15 protein-coding genes and 1 tRNA gene are annotated in these 15,857 nt (G+C 58.1%); 8 read left to right on the top strand and 8 right to left on the bottom strand.

Annotated features, from left to right (window positions below; genetic code table 11):
• The first annotated feature begins 55 nt into the window (after window positions 1-55).
• The 8 genes from ACR0J1_RS01780 (at window position 56) to ACR0J1_RS01745 (ending at window position 7,623) form a co-directional block, all read left to right on the top strand.
• Window positions 56-961, top strand: a complete 906-nt coding sequence (locus ACR0J1_RS01780) for a DMT family transporter (protein WP_480729877.1) — start codon at window positions 56-58, stop codon at window positions 959-961.
• Window positions 962-1,078: 117 nt separating this feature from the next.
• Entirely contained in the window at window positions 1,079-2,215 is a 1,137-nt protein-coding gene (locus ACR0J1_RS01775) for an OmpP1/FadL family transporter (RefSeq protein ID WP_480729879.1), read from the top strand.
• A gap of 97 nt (window positions 2,216-2,312) precedes the next feature.
• The gene (locus ACR0J1_RS01770; protein WP_480729881.1) at window positions 2,313-3,209 is read left to right on the top strand and encodes a DMT family transporter; all 897 of its coding nucleotides are present in this window, start codon (window positions 2,313-2,315) and stop codon (window positions 3,207-3,209) included.
• Between the two features lie 49 nt (window positions 3,210-3,258).
• On the top strand, window positions 3,259-4,131 hold the full coding sequence (locus ACR0J1_RS01765; RefSeq protein WP_480729882.1) for an ATPase: 873 nt from the start codon (window positions 3,259-3,261) through the stop codon (window positions 4,129-4,131).
• A 38-nt stretch (window positions 4,132-4,169) separates the two neighbouring features.
• Window positions 4,170-5,087 carry a homoserine O-acetyltransferase MetA gene (gene metA, locus ACR0J1_RS01760; protein WP_480729884.1) on the top strand — a complete coding sequence of 306 codons (918 nt, stop codon included), beginning with the start codon at window positions 4,170-4,172 and terminating at the stop codon, window positions 5,085-5,087.
• The gene (locus tag ACR0J1_RS01755; protein WP_480729885.1) at window positions 5,077-6,030 is read left to right on the top strand and encodes an alpha/beta fold hydrolase; all 954 of its coding nucleotides are present in this window, start codon (window positions 5,077-5,079) and stop codon (window positions 6,028-6,030) included. Before metA ends, ACR0J1_RS01755 begins: the two co-directional genes overlap by 11 nt.
• A 49-nt stretch (window positions 6,031-6,079) precedes the next feature.
• The gene (ppk2, locus tag ACR0J1_RS01750) at window positions 6,080-6,949 is read left to right on the top strand and encodes a polyphosphate kinase 2 (protein ID WP_480729887.1); all 870 of its coding nucleotides are present in this window, start codon (window positions 6,080-6,082) and stop codon (window positions 6,947-6,949) included.
• A 59-nt stretch (window positions 6,950-7,008) separates the two neighbouring features.
• Entirely contained in the window at window positions 7,009-7,623 is a 615-nt protein-coding gene (locus ACR0J1_RS01745; RefSeq protein ID WP_480729890.1) for a TetR/AcrR family transcriptional regulator, read from the top strand.
• Window positions 7,624-7,627: 4 nt separating this feature from the next.
• Here the strand turns inward: ACR0J1_RS01745 and ACR0J1_RS01740 are convergent, their stop codons facing one another.
• The 8 genes from ACR0J1_RS01740 to ACR0J1_RS01705 form a co-directional block, all read right to left on the bottom strand.
• Entirely contained in the window at window positions 7,628-8,686 is a 1,059-nt protein-coding gene (locus ACR0J1_RS01740; protein ID WP_480729892.1) for an adenylate/guanylate cyclase domain-containing protein, read from the bottom strand.
• A complete protein-coding gene (locus ACR0J1_RS01735) occupies window positions 8,683-9,051 on the bottom strand; it encodes a group I truncated hemoglobin (RefSeq protein ID WP_480729894.1) in 369 nt (122 codons plus the stop codon). Before ACR0J1_RS01735 ends, ACR0J1_RS01740 begins: the two co-directional genes overlap by 4 nt.
• A 194-nt stretch (window positions 9,052-9,245) precedes the next feature.
• Window positions 9,246-9,659: a hypothetical protein gene (locus tag ACR0J1_RS01730; protein ID WP_480729896.1), complete on the bottom strand. Its 414-nt coding sequence runs from the start codon at window positions 9,657-9,659 to the stop codon at window positions 9,246-9,248.
• A complete protein-coding gene (locus ACR0J1_RS01725; RefSeq protein WP_480734478.1) occupies window positions 9,659-11,047 on the bottom strand; it encodes a GMC oxidoreductase in 1,389 nt (462 codons plus the stop codon). Before ACR0J1_RS01725 ends, ACR0J1_RS01730 begins: the two co-directional genes overlap by 1 nt.
• A gap of 78 nt (window positions 11,048-11,125) precedes the next feature.
• The gene (locus ACR0J1_RS01720) at window positions 11,126-12,070 is read right to left on the bottom strand and encodes a hypothetical protein (protein ID WP_480729900.1); all 945 of its coding nucleotides are present in this window, start codon (window positions 12,068-12,070) and stop codon (window positions 11,126-11,128) included.
• 151 nt (window positions 12,071-12,221) lie between these two features.
• Window positions 12,222-12,311 (bottom strand) — tRNA-Ser (locus ACR0J1_RS01715).
• 46 nt (window positions 12,312-12,357) lie between these two features.
• A complete protein-coding gene (locus tag ACR0J1_RS01710) occupies window positions 12,358-14,781 on the bottom strand; it encodes a DUF3772 domain-containing protein (RefSeq protein ID WP_480734627.1) in 2,424 nt (807 codons plus the stop codon).
• A complete protein-coding gene (locus ACR0J1_RS01705; protein ID WP_480729904.1) occupies window positions 14,778-15,812 on the bottom strand; it encodes a cysteine synthase A in 1,035 nt (344 codons plus the stop codon). The genes ACR0J1_RS01710 and ACR0J1_RS01705 overlap by 4 nt, the downstream gene beginning before the upstream one ends.
• Window positions 15,813-15,857 lie beyond the last annotated feature (45 nt).

Here is a 15,857-nt window from a genome sequence, read left to right as displayed (position 1 = left end):
CCAAGGCGAAACGCCCTTTAGTCGGCGCGGCACACTCTGATACAGCGTTGGCTCTATGGATGAAAGCAAATCACAGGTCGGCAAAGCCGCGCTCTGGATGACCGGAGCGATTGCGTCGTTTTCCTCGATGGCCGTTGCCGGGCGCGAGCTGAGTGTGACCCATGATACGTTCGAGATCATGTTCTACCGTAGCCTCGTCGGCATTTGCGTGGTTGCGCTGGTCCTGTCGTTTACACGAAACTGGGATCAGGTCACGACGCAGCGGCTGGGTTTGCACGGTGTGCGAAACGTCCTGCATTTCACCGGGCAGAATCTTTGGTTCTACGCGGTGACAGTCATCCCGCTGGCGCAGGTCTTTGCGCTGGAGTTCACCAACCCCATTTGGGTCATCCTGCTGTCGCCCTTGTTTTTGGGGGAACGGCTGACTGCCATTCGCCTGACCGCTGCGATGATCGGTTTTGCAGGCATCCTGATCGTAGCGCGCCCCGGCGCCGCATCCATCAGCCCCGGCGTGATCGCCGCAGCCCTGTCGGCAATCTTCTTTGCGTTGACAAACATCTCGACCAAATCCCTGACGCGCACGGCCAGCATCGGTTGCATAATGTTCTGGTTAACTGTGATGCAGGCCGTACTTGGCCTGATCGCTTCCGGCATTGACGGCGACATAACCCTGCCCTCGTTGGGCACGGCCCCGTTTCTTCTGCTCATCGGTCTGGCCGGGTTGCTGGCGCATTTCTGTATCACAAACGCTCTGGCCATCGCGCCGGCCACGGTGGTGGTCCCGTTCGACTTCGCGCGCCTGCCGACCATCGCAATTGTGGGCATGATCTTTTATCAGGAACCGCTGGATCACTGGACCCTTCTGGGAGCGGTCGTGATCTTCTGCGGCATCTTTCTGAACGTCTGGTCCGAGAATCGTAACAATTTGGCAACACAGACTCGCCACGCTGACTCAGACTAACGCTCCGTCACGGGTTGACCTTATTTTAAGGATTAAGAGAGTAACAACCGGTAACGAAGCCGGGTGTGTACGTGAGGGTGCACATTGCAGGCAATTGGACAGTTTAGGGAGGACGAAATGAAAAAAGCGCTGCTTCAGGCGTGTGCGGTGTGTGTCGGGGCGACCACCGCGCAGGCGGGCGGACTTGACCGGAGTGGTCAGGGTGTGAACATCTTGTTTGAGGAAGGATCTGTTGTACAGTTCAGGCTTGGATACACCAGCCCCGATGTAAGCGGATCACAGGACGGTGTCGATTCCGGGAACGTCACTAATAACTTCTTCACACCGCATCTTGCCTACAAAAGCGCGCTGACGGAGCAACTGGATTTTGCTCTTGTCTATGACGAACCGTTTGGTGCCGACATCCGATATCCGTCAAACTATCCGCTGTCGGTCAATCCGACTGCGGCATTTGGCGGGCGTTCGGATGTGTTGCGTGCTGAAGCAGATGTCGATGCAATCACGGCATTGCTCCGTTACAAATTTGACAATGGTTTCAGCGCCATTGGCGGTGTACGCGGGCAACGCCTCAAGGCCAACGTGGCAGTCCCTGCAGCAGCAGGCTATGAGCTTGATACGGACTCGGATATCGCCTTCGGCTATGTGGTCGGCGTCGCATGGGAGCGGCCGGACATCGCGGCACGCGTCGCTCTGACCTACAATTCGAAGATCACTCACGATATCTCGCAGACCGAGTCTTTTAATACCGTCATCGCACCGCCGATCCCGCCGGTTGCTGTCCTTGTGACGCAGGATACGGAAACCGAAGTCGAGTCGCCGCAATCGGTCAACCTTGACTTCCAAACCGGCGTCGCGCCGAAAACGCTTCTGTTTGGATCGGTCCGCTGGGTTGATTGGCCGCAAACTGTTCTCGCGCCGCCGGTTTATGTCGGAATAACCGACGACAATCTCGTCGACTACGAGGACGACACTTTCACCTATACTCTGGGTCTGGGTTATCAGTTTTCAGAAGAATTCTCCGGAGCCGTAACCGTCGGCTATGAAACCTCAACCGGATCGGAGGTCACCAACCTAGGCCCTACAGATGGCTTCTGGAGCGTTGGACTTGGCGGCACCTATTCGTTTGAAAAAGCGCAGATTTCCGGTGGCGTGCGCTACACAGACATCGGCGACGCGACGACGACCACCGGTGGTGAATTCACCGGCAACAGCGCATGGAGTGTTGGTTTTCAGATCACCTACGCTCTGGACTGATCCTGTTTCAACACCAGACATCAAGCCCCGTCGATCAGGCGGGGCTTTTTCGCATGTTCCGGGTCGATTGACGCCCACAGTAATGCGACAACACGCCATGGCTGCTCAGAAAACCCTTTCCGCCCGTGCGTGGGCCGAACTGATCCTGCTCGGAGTGATCTGGGGCGCGTCCTTTCTGTCAATCCGCATCGCATTGGACACAATCCCATTCGTAACCTCGGTCTTCCACCGGGTCTTCTGGGCCTCGCTGGCCCTGTGGACCCTTATCGCGCTCCAACGGCAGCCCCTGCCCCGCGACCCGCGCATCTGGGGCGCGTTCCTTGTCATGGGGTTGCTGAACAATGCCCTCCCGTTCTCATTGATGGCTTGGGGACAGTTGCATGTGGAAACAGGCTTGACCTCGATCCTGAACGCCAGCACCGCAGTCTTTGGCGTCCTACTGGCCGCCGTTTTCTTCCGCGATGAACGCCTGACCAAGCCGCGCATGCTGGGCGTAGCATTGGGGTTCACCGGTGTGTCGATCACCATCGGTCTCAATCAATTCGACAGCTTCAGCCCAGCAAACCTGGGACAACTGGCCATTCTCGCTGGCGCGTTATCCTATGCCTTCGCGGCAATCTGGGCTCGGGCGCATCTTGGTGATCTCGCCCCTCCGGTTGCCGCTGCCGGAATGCTAACGGCCTCGACGGTGATCATGATCCCGATAACGCTGGTGGTGGACGGGGTGCCATCGCTCAACCTACCGGCCGAGACGCTGATGGCCATGGCCTACTATGCGCTGGTTGCGACTGCTGGCGCTTATCTGCTGTACTACCGCGTCCTGCAACAAGGCGGCAGCGGCAATGTCCTGTTGGTGACACTGATCATCCCTCCGGTCGCCATTCTGCTGGGCGCGCTGGTCCGGGATGAGGCACTGCCCCCACGCGCCTTCGTCGGCTTTGCCATTCTGGCGCTGGGGCTCTTAATCCTCAGCCGATCCCGCAGACGCGATTGACGCCGCCAACCGCCCGTTTTAGCTAGGACAAAACAAGGGACGGCGGACGATGATCTACAACTCGGCAAAGGACTGGCGCGACGCGGCGCGCAAGAAGGTGCTGTTCTTCGGCATGTCCGGGCTGGGAAAATCCTATGTCTCGAACACGCTGCGCGATGCGGGCGATTGGTTTCACTATTCCATCGACTACCGCATTGGCACCCGTTACATGGGCGAATACATCACCGACAACGCCAAGGCCGAGGCGATGAAGGTCCCGTTTCTGCGTGACTTGCTGCTGTCGGACTCGATCTATATCGGATCGAACATCACCTTTCAGAACCTGACCCCGGTCGCAGCCTATTTGGGCAAGCCCGGCAACCGGGATCGGGGTGGTCTGGAAATATCTGAATACCAGATGCGACAGGAACAGTTCCGCCGGGCCGAGATCCACGCGCTGCTGGACACCAGGTACTTCATCGACCGGGCGCAGCGCCTCTATCACTATCCGCATTTCATTTGCGACACGGGCGGGTCAATCTGTGAATGGGTCGAGCCCGACGACCCCAACGATCAAATCCTGACCGAGCTCTCTGCCCAAACGCTAATGATCTGGATCAAGGGCGACGAGGCCCATACCGAAGAACTGATCTGCCGTTTCGACAAGGCCCCTAAGCCGATGTCCTATCAGGCCGAGTTTCTGGGGCGTGTCTGGGCAGACTATCTGGCGCTTAATGATTGCACTGCCGAACAGGTTGACCCCAACGCCTTTATCCGCTGGACTTATGCCAAAGCGCTGGCGCACCGGCAGCCCCGGTATGAAGCCATGGCGCGCAACTGGGGGGTTACGATCAACGCTGATGACATCGCGAAGGTGCGCGACAGCGGCGATTTCGACGAGTTGATCGAACGCACCCTTGAGACCCGGCCCAACCCCGCCTAAGTTCCAGACTTCATTCGCAGTTTCAACAGCGTGACGTGATGCCGATCAAGATACCCTCAGACCTGCCCGCCTTTGATGTCCTGACCAATGAGGGCGTCATGGTCATGGCCGAGGATCAGGCCGCACGTCAGGACATCCGGCCCCTGCGGATCGGGCTATTGAACCTGATGCCCAAGAAGATCCAGACCGAGAACCAGTTCGCCCGCCTGATCGGGGCCACGCCCTTGCAGATCGAACTGTCGCTGATCCGCATGACCGAGCATCAGACCAAGAACACCGCCGCCGAGCATATGGCCGAGTTCTATCATCCTTTTCAGGAGGTGAAGGATCAGAAATTCGACGGCCTGATCATCACCGGCGCTCCGATCGAGCATCTGGACTTTACCGACGTCACCTATTGGGACGAGATGCGCGAAGTGTTCGAGTGGACGCAGACCAACGTGCATTCCACCTTTGGCGTATGCTGGGGCGGCATGGCGATGATCAACCACTTCCACGATGTGAAAAAGCACATGCTGGACGCCAAGGCGTTCGGCTGTTTCCGGCACCGGAATCTGGCCCCGGCCTCGCCGTTTTTGCGTGGTTTTTCCGACGATTGCGTCATTCCTGTCAGCCGTTGGACCGAGATGCGGCAATACGAAATCGACGCGGTCCCCGATCTGATTACCCTGTTGGGCAGCGACGATGTGGGGCCATGTCTGGTTGAGGATCCAGCGCATCGGGCGCTCTATATCTTCAACCACTTCGAATATGACAGCGACACGCTCAAACAGGAATATGACCGCGACGTCGCCAGCGGTGCGCCGATCAACGTGCCGATCAACTATTACCCCGACGACGATCCCGGCCAGCACCCGCAGAACCGCTGGCGTAGCCATGCGCATCTGCTTTATGGCAACTGGATCAACTCGATTTATCAGACCACTCCTTTCGATTTGAATAAGATTGGCCAGTAAGATCCTGATATCCCTTTGTCTTGTCGCGGCAGGCATCACCGCCGCGACGGCGTGGCGCAGTGCTCAACGCGAAGCCCAGGCCGAGGCCGCGTTCCCGCCCGAGGGGCAGATTCTGGATGTCGACGGCATCGCAGTCCATGCGGTCGTGATGGGTGAAGGCCCGGATGTGGTGTTGATCCACGGCTCCAGCGGCAATACGCGCGACATGACCTTTGCGCTGGCGCCGATCCTGGCCGAAAACTACCGTGTCATCGTGTTCGACCGACCCGGGCTTGGCTATTCGGAGAGCTTTAACTCCGACGGCGAGACCATTGTTGAACAAGCGGATATTCTGCAACGCGCTGCTGCGCAGCTGGGTGCCGAGAAGCCCATCGTCGCGGGCCAAAGCTATGGCGGGTCGGTGTCGCTGGCCTGGGCTGTGACGCGGCCCGACAACATCTCGGCCCTTGTGCTGATCGCCGCCGCGGCAATCCCGTGGGAAACGCCATTGGATGCGTTCAACACGATCGGCGCAACCTCGGCTGGGAATGCACTGGCCCTGCCCCTGATTTCTGCCTTTGTGCCCGACTGGTACGTGACGAAAGCGCTGGATAACGTATTCGCGCCGCAGAAAGCGCCCGCAGGGTATGCAGAGCATTTCGGCCCCGGCCTGACCATGCGCCGCGCGTCGATGCACGCCAACGCAAAACAGCGCGCCAACCTGCTGGACGAGGTGACGGAACTGCAGCCGCGCTATGGCGAAATCTCGGTTCCGACCGAAATCGTCCACGGCACCGCCGATGATACCGTTGGGCTCAGCTGGCATTCCGAACGCCTGATCGAACAAATCCCGGGCTCGGAACTGGTCGAACTGGATGGCATCGGCCACATGCCGCAGGTGGTCGCCGCACCCGAGGTCGCAGCCGCCATCGACCGCGCCGCCGAACGGGCGGGTTTGCGTTAAGACGATCCGTAATCCATAGTGCGAACTGGATTTTATGGCGAGGCCGCAGATGACCGGATCACAACAGGGCGCAATCGAAAGTTACTTCCGCAACGATGCCCCGAAGGCCGTTCGATCCGCCATTGAAGACGCCAAGAAAGGCGACATTCTGAACCCGTCCTACCCGTATTCCGAAAAGATTAAGGGCAAGGATTATGATGCGCAAATGGATGCGCTGCAGATCGAACTGGTCAAGATGCAATCCTGGGTCAAGGCAACAAACCAGCGCGTCGCAATCCTTTTCGAAGGTCGGGACGCCGCTGGAAAAGGCGGAACAATCAAACGGTTTCGGGAAAACCTTAATCCGCGGGGCGCGCGAAACGTGGCACTCAGCAAACCGTCGGATGCCGAACGCAGCCAGTGGTATTTTCAACGCTATATCTCCCATCTGCCATCCGCCGGTGAGATCGTGTTCTTCGACCGCAGCTGGTATAACCGGGGCGTGGTCGAAAATGTCTTCGGCTTTTGCACCAGAGACGAGCGCGAAAGGTTCTTCCGGCAGGTCTTGCCCCTGGAGATGGGGTTTCGGAATGACGGCATCCACCTGTTCAAGTTCTGGCTGAATGTCGGACGCGCCGAGCAACTGAACCGTTTCCTCGCCCGTGAGACCGACCCGCTGAAACAGTGGAAGCTCAGCCCTATCGACGTCGCGGGCTTGGGCAAATGGAACGAATACAGCCAGTCAATCTCGGAAACCCTCACCCGCAGCCATTCCGACAACTGTCCCTGGACCATCATCCGCTCGGATGACAAGAAACGCGCGCGCCTTGCGGCCATTCGCACCGTTCTCAGCGGGTTGGACTATGATGGCAAGGACACCGAAATCGTCGGCACGCCCGACGCAAAGATCAGCGGTGGGCCGGATATCTGGGATGCGTGAACGCGCTGGTTTCGGACACAGACCCTGCATATATAAGAACAAATGCGCCTGAGGCCGGGATGACGAAACGCGGATATCACCACGGAAACCTGAAACAAGCCCTGATCGAGGCTGCGCTTGTGCTGATCGAACAGAAGGGCCCGACCGGCTTTACCCTGTCCGAAGCGGCCAAGACCGCAGGGGTCACCCCGGCTGCGGTTTACCGCCATTATGAGGGGCGCGAGGACCTGATCGCCGAGGCCGCGCGGCAGGGTTATGAAATGTTCGCCGACCTGATGCAGTTTGCCTATGACAAGGGTCAGCCTTCGGCGCTGGCCGCGTTCGAGGCCACAGGCCGCGCCTATCTGGCCTTTGCCCGCAAACATCCCGGGCATTACATCGCCATGTTCGAAAGCGGTATTTCGATCAACCGTACACCTGAACTCGCGCTGGCTGCCAACCGCGCCAAGGGGGTTCTGGAAAAGGCCGCCAGCGACCTGTCACAGCATATCCCGCCCGAAAAACGCCCGCCCGCCTTGATGTTCAGCGCCCATATCTGGGCCATGAGCCACGGGGTTGTCGAACTCTTTGCGCGCAATACCGGTGCCAGTTCCCCCTTCCCGCCCGAAGACCTGCTGGAATCCGGGATCGGCATCTATCTGCGCGGTCTGGGTCTGGTCGCACAGGACGACTGAGCAATCAGAACGCCCGGCTAGGTTTGGCCGTGGTCAGCCGCGAGGTCACATTGATCAGGTCCATTTGCCCCATGCCTTTGATATCCACCGGGCCAATATCGGTGATCTGAAACTCGTCGATCAGGGCATATTTCATCTCTTCCGGCGCGACGATCCGCATCGGGTTTGCAAAGACCTGCAGGCGCGAGGCGATGTTCACCGCAGGGCCAAACACGTCATAAACGTATTTCTGAATCCCAACGACCGAGCCAACTGCTGGGCCCATCCCCAACCCGATCCGCGCCTGCCATTTATGCGGATGGCTTTCATTGCGTCGTTCGAGATACCGCAGGAACCGGACCGCGCAATGAGCAACTGCCGTAGCATGATCAGGCGTCTCGTCGGGCATCCCCGAAACAGCCAGATAGGCATCGCCGATGGTCTTGATCCTTTCGCAGCCGAACTGCTCGACAATGCGGTCAAAGGCGGTGAATATGTCGTTCAACTCGCTCAGCGTCACCGTCGGGTCGGTCTTGGCGGCAAAATCGGTGAAGCCTACGAAATCCAGCATGACCACCGACACCTGATCGAACAGTTGCGGCGTAACCACGCCGAATGTCTTGAACTCTTCGTACACCGCCTTGGGCATCAGGTTCAGCAGAAGGCGTTCGACGCGCTCTTTCTCGCGCTCAAGCTCGCGCGTATTGCGTTCCACCATGGTCGAGTAGCTGTCGATCATGCTTTCAAGCTCGCGAATGCGGGTGATATTCTGGCATTCGACCACCAGAACTTGCTCGTCAAGTCCGTTGGCCAGCGAAACCGTCGTGGCAAAGATCAGCGTGCGACGTTTTGGTTTGATCTGTAGTTCCACGGAATACCGCAGGCCCGACTGCTTGACGTCTTCAAGCTCTTTTGGGTCCAGATCGGGCAGCAGGTCCAGCAGGGTCTGACCCTCGGTCGGGGCCCCGAACCATTCGGCGAACGGGCCGTTATGGAACACAAAGGTCAGGTCTGACGCGCGCAGCACCGCCACACCCACGCCAATTGCGCGCAGCAGATGCTCGTTGATGGCCAGAATGCTCATGCAGCGTTCCGCGCCACGATGATCGAGCGCTTGCCCTCGATCGCGTCCAACGCGACGTTTATGTCCTTCTCGGCCATCCCATGAAGCGCCAGCGCCTCGCTAAACAGCGCCGCCATCTCGTCAAAATCAGAATGCGAGATGTTCAGATGACGATGCACCGCTTCGATCCGGTCATCGCTGAACGAGGCCGGCCCTCCGACCAGAGAAGACACAAACTTGGTCTGATGGTCGATCAGACGCGGCAAATCGATCTCATCAAAATAATCTCCGATTTCGTCGGATTCCAACGCCATCTCGTAGAATGACATCACGATACGGCTGATGGTTTTGAACCCGCCGTACTTTTCGTAGATCGTCTGACTCACAACACAAAACCGAATGATAATTGGAAACAACACCGCAACGTTATATCAAATTGAAAGTGTTGTTAACTTTTTTGAGCATAATCGGCTAGTTTGGACATCAAGCCTAGACAACCGGGCGCAACGCACAACATGGTAGCGCCCTGCCGATCGACGCGCTACTTGCGGCAACGGGGGTGAATCCCCGCGGGCGGAGATCAAAGAACGTGGCCGCCCAGTTGATTTGAACAAGGATAAACCTCGGGCAGAAACAGGCCCTCATATGCAAACGCATCGCCCCGTTCGACGGTCAATATGACGTTGGAGGACCTCAGGAAGACGCCGATCATGTGCCGCCGAATATCCGCCTCGGATCCCGCCATAAGGACCAGTGATTGCGGTTTGAGCCGAAAGTAGACGGACGCAAGAAGATAGTCCCTGAACCGCATCTGCCTGAGCGAAGCGAGATAATCATCGCCGAACCCCTCGGCCATAGCCTGAGCCGCAATTTCATCGCCAAATTCATCGGCCAGCTGGGCACGCAGCCAGCTTCTGAGGCCGCTCGACAGAGGGACCGCAGCGATCGCAGCTAGGACAGCGCCCGAAATCAGCAGTTTGCGACGGGTGATCATCAAATTGCCCTCGCTGCAAATATGGACAGGGCCGATAAGGTCAATGTCGGATTAGCCGGCGAACAGGACGGGAAAACGCCCGCCCCAAGGCTCAGGACATTCGGGATCTCATGTGTTTTTGACTCGCGATCCACCACGCCAGTCTCTTGCGATGGCCCCATCCTGGTCGTGCCAAGTATATGGGCTTCAGTGGCGACCACACCAAGCGACTCGATGCTCTCGACCTCAGTGGGGAATATTTTATCAATATTATCCAAAGCGTTGGACAAGCCGTCGACCGCGTATTGTGAATGGCCCTGCCAATCAACCATCACCTCATCATCGACAATTGTCACCCGGTTCTCGGGCTGGGGCAGGTCTTCGGCAATGAACTTGAGCGTCAGACGCTCAGTCCAGCGGTTCTTTTGCGGGCGCGTTGCGGCCGGCACGTTGAAGTTCTCGATTAATACGGCGGCAAAATCCGAGCGATCCATGTCGTGATAGAAATGATATCCGTGCCCGGTGATCGAACTTCCGCCGAAGAAATTCTTGATCGGCACGTCGATCTGCAGGTGATGCGCAAGCTGTTCATTCAGATAGCGCCCAAGCGCCGGGGCCGAAAAACCACTTCGCAACAGGATGGCGGCGTTGAATATTGCATTCGTTCCCAGCGCAATCAAATCCGCCCCGATCTCGGATTCTCCGTTCGCGCCTCTGATCAGCAGAGATTTGGCAATCCCCGCTTCAGTTCGAATCTCGCGCGCTTCCTGGCCGGTCAGCAGAAAGACACCATTGCGCTCAAAATGCGGTAACCCGTTTAGAATGGTGAATTTTGCATCCACGGGGCAGCTGTGACAGATACCGTTAGAACAGCAAAATCCGCGACTTCCCCCGTTGCTGCGCGCGGTGGGAACAGGAACCCAGAGATCGCTTGCCTCCTGCAACACCTTGTCGGACCGCGACGGAAGGTGCGGCGGGAAGGGAAACGGTTGGCTGCGGGGCAGTATATGGTCGCTACCGCCGCCCGCAATCTCCATCACGGCTTCAACTTCATTGTAGTAGGGCTCAAGCTCGTCATATCCAACCAGCCAGTCTTCGGCTCTACCGAACAGATCCTTGGTCCGAAAATCAGTCGGGTGAAACCTAGGAGTCTGCCCCCACCAACAATTTGAGTTTCCTCCGAACGCTGTCCGCGCGATCCAAGGCTTTTCGCTGTTGGACTTGAAGGGCTCATACGGCAACGGCGAGGCGATCAGATCCTGATGGCTGACCACATCGCCCTTTTCGACAATCAGCACCGACAGATGTTCGGGCAGCCCGTACAGGAAGAACATCGATGCAAAGCTGCTTCCAGCAATGATGACGTCCCAGCGCCTGCTTTGCGCGTCTTCCAAAGATACTCTGTCCATCGTACCGCCGCTTACAAATAACTGGTCAGATATTCCTGGTTAGGAACATCACAAATAAATACGGCAATTACCGGGCAGTTATTTCGGAACTCCCGATCTTTCGTAGTTTCTGGCGACATCCATAGCTGTGGCCTTGAAATACTCGGCCAGTTCGAATGGCACCTCAACCACATCCCCATTCCCGATATCATAGCGGTTCGGAAGGGACGCCGGATCCCGTTGATAGATAACGGCGAAAATCAGACAGGTGACAGCGTATGCACCTGCCTGATTCAGGTGAATCGTATCCAGAAAGAGATCGCCGATACTGTCTACCCCAGGCACCTTACCCGCTTCGATATCGTCGTAGATTCGCATCATCAGGCGATGCCCGGGGATCATGTAAATCCGCGGCATCCCCGAGGGGCGCACGGCGTTGGCGTGGTCCTGAATTTGCTCCCAACGCTGCTCCTCAATCTCCAGTCGTTCGCGGAAAGGAATATGGCCCTCGCCGCCCGGTCGCAGATCGTCTGGGTTCTCCCACCAAACCCAGGTGCTGTAGAGCATGAGTTCGGCACCTTGCCCGCGATTGCCATTTTTCCAACTGTTGTCCACCCATTTTTCGATGAAATCGAGTGTGTTCTCTTTGAAATAGTCGGCATCCGGGCTCAGCGGTACGGCTTCGGTGGTCACCAGCAACTCATAGTGCTGGATGTCATTGCGCGCATCCGGAGCACCATACTTCGCCTCGTTGTTCCAGCGCCATCTTAGGTTCGAGCCGGGTATCGAAGAGTGGCCAATTGTTTGAAAATTGGTGCCCCGGATCGAGTTAAGAGGCCCCGCGCCACGAATAGTATCTGTCGCCAGGATCAACTGCCCCGGCCAGGGCCCTGACATATAAGCGTCAGTCAGGCTGTGACCGCTGTGTATCTGGCGGACATTGACCGGGCTTGGCGTTCGCGGCGGATAGTCCGAAGCCAAGGCCAACTGCACCGAACTCAGCACAAAAATCGAAGAAATAAACGACAGAAAAACACGCTTCATAGTCAATACCATCCCCAGTAATATCTCTGTTCTGATGCCTAGGTTCACTCGTAAACAAGCCGATCCTAGAGGAACGGTTTTTTCGAGTCTACCCACCAGTTAAGTAGGTCATTAGATGCCGGAAACCAGCGCGCTATCGATCCTTGGGGGATGGCGGAGAGACAGGGATTCGAACCCTGGAGACGGTTTCCCGCCTACACACTTTCCAGGCGTGCGCCTTCGACCACTCGGCCACCTCTCCGTGCGGGCGATATGTGGACCATCGAAACCGGATTTGCAAGGCCCGATTACAGCTCATCTCCGTCGCCGGAATCCAAATCTGTTTCAGTCATTTCGACAGCGCCCGAGGGGCGCTTTGCCTCAGCACTAGGGGGCGTCTCGGCGGGGTTGGGCTGCGCTTGAACATCGGCGTGTAGAACCTCGGCATTGCGCAGCCAGACATCGCGCTGAGCAAAGGGAATCTCGATGCCTTCCTCGACGAAGCGGCGATTGATCTCGTGGTTCATGTCCGACTTCACAGACAGAACCCAGTTCACATCCCGCAGGATGGCACGGATCTCGAAGTCCAGCGAATCCGCGCCGAAACCCTGGAACACAACGCTTGGGGCCGGGTTGGCCAGCACCATGGGGTGAGCGTTGGCGATTTCGTCCAGAATGATCTCGACCCGGCGGGTGTCGGTGCCGTACGCCACACCAACGGGTACAATCACCCGGCCAATCGTGTTGCCACGTGTATAGTTCGTCACCACGCCGCTGATCAGGTCCGAGTTCGGCACAATCACATCCGTGCGATCAAAGGTCTCGATCCGCGTGGACCGGACCGAGATATCGCGGACATAGCCCATCATCCCGTTCACATCGATCCAGTCACCCTTTGAAATGGGTCGTTCGACCAGCAGGATGATGCCCGAAACGAAGTTCGAAACGATGGTCTGCAGCCCGAAGCCGATCCCGACCGAAAGTGCGCCGGCCACAATCGCAAGTGACGACAGGTCAAACCCGGCCACCATGATCGCAATCAGCGCGGCCAGAAAAATCCCCACGTAACCGGTGCCCGAAACGATCGCATTCTGTCCGCCCGGATCAATGCTGGTCTTGGGCAAAAGCGAGTTGCGCAACCCGCTCTGCAGCAGGCGAGTCAGCGTGTATCCGATAGCGAAAACGGCCACAAAGGTCAGGAAATTGCTGGGCGAGATCGTGACCCCGCCGATATCGAACCCCAGCAGAAGCCGCGACCATGCCTCAAGCAGATCGGTCTGCCGTGCGCCCCAATAGATCGCCAGAATAGGCAGCGCCGCAATCGCCAGCGCAAACCCCACCAGAACGGAAAACAGCGAATCCCGCGCCGCCTCGCCCTGCCCCGACAACCAGCCGTAGACCATGGCGAAAAAGCGCTGAACGATCACCAGCGCGGCGATCAGGATCAGGGTCTTGACCGCAGGGAAGACAATCGCCTCGGCCGCGTTGATGTAACCGATTGCCGCCAGAACCGGTGTTGCGATCCCTAGCAGGAACAGCGCGCGGCGAATGAACTCGACCAGTTGACCGAGCCCTGCTGCGCGCGGAGAGGCCTCTTGCGCCGGCTCGGCGGGCGAAGACTGCCGGATCTGGCGCACCCGCAACAGCAACAGTGCCGTGGTCAGTATGATCGGGAACCCGACAACCGCGCGCGTTGCGTCCGAGATATTTTCGATATCCTCAAACAGCATCGCAAGATCATGCAGGATGAGCATGATCGCCAGAAGATCAATATAGACCCGTAACTCTTTGATCTTTTGTGCGGATAAGCGAGCAAAGCCGTTCGCCTCGCCCATCAGGTAGATCTGACGCCCGATCCAGTCGAAATAGAAGATGATGGCGGCCCAATAGGGAAGATTTTCGATCAACAGACTGCCACGAAGACCAAGAACGCCCGTCAACACAATGGCCATCGTCAGAGCCAATACGCCCAGCCAGGGCAACAGAATGCGCAGCAGCGAGACCACGAAGGTCCAGACACCGCTGCCCCGACCGCCCAGCAGCCGCAAATAGGCCCCGCCTTTTTCAGACCAGCGCCGCCCGTAAAGCAACAGAACCGAGGCGATGAACACCAGAATGACGATTTCCAACGCCCGCTCGCGCATCTGCTCACGTACGATGTCCGACCGCAGGTTCTCAGCCGTCTCGTTCACCAACCCACGCACCGCTTCGTCGATATCCGCCCAAGCCGGTGCCCAATAAACCGGATTGAACGGCGACGGTCCGCGCTCCAGCAGTTCTTTCTTCTGGCGATCGCGAATGATCTTGTCGATCTCGCTGATCAGGCCATTGGCGCGAGTATAGGCCTCCTGCGAGATGATCCGCGGCACCCGAAGGCTGTTGAGCTGGGTTTCCAGATGCTCGCGCAGGGTGGCGATGTCTTCGGGTTCGGTCGCGTCACCTTCGGGCTTGGGGCCAAGCGCCTTGATCTGATCTTGCAGCGTCTGAATCCGCTCGGTACTGGCCCCACGTGCGCGATTGAAGTCCTCGCGGTAACTATTTATTTCAGAACGCAAATTCTCGAGGGATGCATTCGATGCCCGGTTGGCCTCGATCACGGCCTCCGCCCGGTTCGCGGTGCTGAGCCAGCCCTGATAATACTCGCTCTGACGATCCGTCAGCTGCGCCGTGGCGGTCGCGCCCAGAACGATCAGAATGACCGTCAGAAACAGGCGGGCCCGCCAGATCATCATACGTCCTCGAACACGCCAGGTATGCTGCGCGGCGCTTCGGTCATCCAGTCAGGCACGGGAAGTTCCTTTTCGCGCAGGAATTCCGGGTTGAACAGTTTGGACTGATAGCGGGTGCCATAGTCGCACAGGATGGTGACGATCGTATGCCCCGGCCCCAGATCTTTCGCCAGCCGGACCGCGCCCGCCATGTTGATGGCGGTCGAACCGCCCATGACCAGGCCCTCGTCCCGTAGCAGATCAAAGATATAGGGCAGCGCCTCGTTATCAGTCATCTGATAACAATAATCCGGCGTAAACCCTTCAAGGTTCTTGGTAATCCGAACCTGACCGATGCCTTCCGCGATCGAACCGCCCTCCATCGCAATCTCGCCGGTGGTGTAATAGGAATACAGCCCCGCGCCCATCGGATCGACAAGGCCGATCTTCACGCCCTTGGGCTGCAGCGCGTCGGCCACACCCGCCAGCGTGCCGCCAGAACCCACCGCGCAGACAAAGCCATCGACCTTGCCGCCGGTCTGTTCCCAGATCTCGGGGCCGGTGGTTTCCACGTGCGCCTGACGGTTGGCCACATTGTCGAACTGGTTGGCCCAGATCGCGCCATTGGGTTCGGTCTGCGCCAGTTCCTCGGCCAGACGGCGCGAGTAGTGCACGAAGTTGTTGGCATTGCGATAAGGGGCCGCAGGCACCTGTACAAGCTGCGCGCCGGCCAGTCGCAGCATGTCCTTTTTCTCTTCCGACTGGGTTTCCGGGATCACGATCACCGTCTTGAACCCCATCGAGGCCCCGACCAGTGCCAGACCGATCCCGGTATTGCCGGCGGTACCTTCGACAATCGTGCCCCCAGGCTTCAGATCACCCCGCGCGATCGCGTCGCGGATTATATAGAGCGCCGCGCGATCCTTGACAGACTGCCCCGGGTTCATGAATTCGGCTTTGCCGAGAATTTCGCAGCCGGTCTGCTCGCTAATGCTGCGCAGCCGGATCAGGGGGGTGTGTCCGACCGCGTCGGCAAGGTCTCGTGCAATGCGCATGGCGCCCTCTTGTCATATGGTTTCGCAGAAGATTTACAGGTGCCC

Source organism: Ruegeria sp. CJ3, assembly GCF_056536725.1.
This window is presented reverse-complemented; position numbering and strand designations above follow the sequence as displayed.

What these genes read in the sequence shown, in the direction of transcription:
- ACR0J1_RS01740 (WP_480729892.1), bottom strand. Translation starts at nt 8,686, where the DNA reads ATGAGCATTCTGGCCATCAACGAGCATCTGCTGCGCGCAATTGGCGTG.
- ACR0J1_RS01775 (WP_480729879.1), top strand. Translation starts at nt 1,079, where the DNA reads ATGAAAAAAGCGCTGCTTCAGGCGTGTGCGGTGTGTGTCGGGGCGACC.
- ACR0J1_RS01720 (WP_480729900.1), bottom strand. Translation starts at nt 12,070, where the DNA reads ATGAAGCGTGTTTTTCTGTCGTTTATTTCTTCGATTTTTGTGCTGAGT.
- ACR0J1_RS01725 (WP_480734478.1), bottom strand. Translation starts at nt 11,047, where the DNA reads ATGGACAGAGTATCTTTGGAAGACGCGCAAAGCAGGCGCTGGGACGTC.
- ACR0J1_RS01765 (WP_480729882.1), top strand. Translation starts at nt 3,259, where the DNA reads ATGATCTACAACTCGGCAAAGGACTGGCGCGACGCGGCGCGCAAGAAG.
- ACR0J1_RS01770 (WP_480729881.1), top strand. Translation starts at nt 2,313, where the DNA reads ATGGCTGCTCAGAAAACCCTTTCCGCCCGTGCGTGGGCCGAACTGATC.
- ACR0J1_RS01730 (WP_480729896.1), bottom strand. Translation starts at nt 9,659, where the DNA reads ATGATCACCCGTCGCAAACTGCTGATTTCGGGCGCTGTCCTAGCTGCG.
- ACR0J1_RS01705 (WP_480729904.1), bottom strand. Translation starts at nt 15,812, where the DNA reads ATGCGCATTGCACGAGACCTTGCCGACGCGGTCGGACACACCCCCCTG.
- ACR0J1_RS01710 (WP_480734627.1), bottom strand. Translation starts at nt 14,781, where the DNA reads ATGATGATCTGGCGGGCCCGCCTGTTTCTGACGGTCATTCTGATCGTT.
- ACR0J1_RS01745 (WP_480729890.1), top strand. Translation starts at nt 7,009, where the DNA reads ATGACGAAACGCGGATATCACCACGGAAACCTGAAACAAGCCCTGATC.
- ACR0J1_RS01780 (WP_480729877.1), top strand. Translation starts at nt 56, where the DNA reads ATGGATGAAAGCAAATCACAGGTCGGCAAAGCCGCGCTCTGGATGACC.
- ppk2 (WP_480729887.1), top strand. Translation starts at nt 6,080, where the DNA reads ATGACCGGATCACAACAGGGCGCAATCGAAAGTTACTTCCGCAACGAT.
- metA (WP_480729884.1), top strand. Translation starts at nt 4,170, where the DNA reads ATGCCGATCAAGATACCCTCAGACCTGCCCGCCTTTGATGTCCTGACC.